The organism is Cochleicola gelatinilyticus (genome assembly GCF_001637325.1).
In the GTDB taxonomy this organism is placed as follows: Bacteria; Bacteroidota; Bacteroidia; order Flavobacteriales; family Flavobacteriaceae; genus Cochleicola; species Cochleicola gelatinilyticus.
Window position 1 is genome coordinate 1 of the sequence record NZ_LRXL01000008.1, and the last position, 2,280, is coordinate 2,280.

A 2,280-nucleotide genomic window follows, 5' to 3' on the forward strand; every position below is an offset into this window, starting at 1 on the left:
AACGGTTGGGCTATGAGGAGTGCGGGAGGAAAGCGTACTTACTTTTCGAACCGTCACGAGCCTAAATCTTTTTGTTTTGTTTTTATTTTTTTTATTTCAAAAGCCAAATTAAAAAGATTTGGCGGTCTTCCAAATATACCTAAACTTTCGATTAAACGATATTGCCCGCATTACTTATAGCCGGTGTTAGCATATTTTGTGACACATGCGAGTAAGCACATACTGTTCCCGTTAATCTGCTCCAGCAACAGTTGCGTATTGCCGTATCGATTGCGCACTACCGCAATAATTTCACGTAATAATTCCGTTTCGCCATTACGATTCCAGCTTGCCGCATTACAAAGTTTAGATTCCGTTCCGAATTAAATTCCGTATAATTTAGAATTCATATTTTTTCAATTCCGTCATCCTATTTTTGCATAATCTATTTCAGGTAACGCTCGGTTCGGTCTATGTCTCTTCTCCAATAAATTGCGACTGAATAAAATCCGATGGATTTTTTCGGAGCAATTTATGCTAACGGTCGTGTATATGGCTCGTAGCGTGCAAATTAGCGATAAATTTTCGGTTAACCACGAGCCGAATTTTTTAATTTCTTATTACCTTTTCTTTTCAATAAGCCAAATTAAAAAATTTGGCGGACTTACAAATATGCCTTAACTTTGATTAAGCAACTAATTAGCTATGAGCTATATACGTTGTTGTACGCAGTTTTTTATTCGCTATAAATCGTTAGTTCGACATCTCTTTTGCTATATTCTAATACAATAATTTTGTTATTTTTTTTCCATTTTTGTTCAGTACTATTTTTGTCCGTTTGCAAGTCGTTAGGTTCTCCTAATTTGCCTTTGAGGTAATCTGAAATCCAGTCAAATTTTTGTTTGTAAAGTGTTTCTTCCATTTCGCTATTGTTCATTGAAGCAACAGCATCTTTAATACTTTGATTTTTGTTTCTGTTTTTTCCCCATTCAAATTTCACTAACTCTATTTTCTTTTCGTCTTTTGAATAGTAATATATTGTTAATAGCCTTAATTCTTTACTCTCAATTTTTCTATAAATTCTAGGCGTATTAACATCTCGACCATCAAGTCGATAAGTTGAAATTTTATGTTTTTGGGTAATATCCGTTGCATTTATCTCTTCCTCAACTTTGTCTATTTGGTTTAAAGTCAATGAGCTAAAATTTGAATAATAATTATCAAAAGTATTTTCAACCCAATTATTCATTTTATTTTCGCCAAATACTGGTTCTTTATAAATATTGTTGAATTGAGTGACTTTAAAATCATTTTTGTTAATTTCTATAATTCCGTAAACAGAATCCTTGTCTGTTCGGAATTGAACAGATTGAAAGTTGTTATTTTGAATTGGGTTTCTTGTATCGTAATTCCATTGAAAAGGTCTGATTATAGATTTAAATTCGTAAAATGGAACTAACATTTTGTTCTCTATTGTTCCAATTTTGGTTGAAATACTGTCTTTGTATAAATGATAGAGTTTCTCGTTTGAAATGAATGATGTTGCTATTGAGAAAGTTGGGTTGAAATAGTCATTATCTTTGTATTCAAATATTACTTCCGCTCCATTTGTAGAATAATTCCCTTCTCTTCGATATCTATTTTCAAGGTCAGCAACAGCTTTTTTATAATCGTAAGGCTCCTTACTTTCATCCAACTCTGTTGGGTCTTTAATTTTCAAAACGGATATACCTGTTGTTAGATAATAATGGTTATTTAACTTATTGATTACTGGCGATGTTGCTCCAATTTCATATTGTTTACCCGTTTGTTTGTCTTTGAACCAAGTTACGCCACCCCATTCTCCAAAATCGAGAGAATAAACAGAATAGTCTTTATCATCGTAATATAAATCAATTCCTTTTTTTGTCTCTATCCAAGTGTTATTTGTTTGGTCAAGATAAAAAGTGTTATGGTCATAATATTCCGTTGTAAATATTGTATCGTTCTTGATGTACAAATCGTAATAAAAGGTTTGAAGTTTTTTTGGAACATCAATTTGAGATTTTATTTTACCGTCTTTATCAAGAATGTAAAATTGATGATTAGAACCTGAACTAAATTTGTCATTGTCAGTTTTAAAGTAACAATAAAAATTATCGTTGTATTTCAGCCAAGGTCCTGGACTTCCAGGAATATTAATTTCAACATTTTTGATATTCACATTCAGTTCTTGAGGTTGGCAAGAAGCTGTTATAAATGTCAAAATTATTATGTGAATTACGGTTTTCATAAATTGCGTACAACGGTTTGCATAAGAAC

At 31.8% G+C, this 2,280-nt stretch carries 1 protein-coding gene; it reads right to left on the reverse strand.

From position 1 onward, the window contains the following. Positions 1-715: 715 nt before the first annotated feature. On the reverse strand, positions 716-2,280 hold a 1,565-nt coding region (locus tag ULVI_RS00955), incomplete at its 5' end, for a hypothetical protein (RefSeq protein ID WP_206743812.1).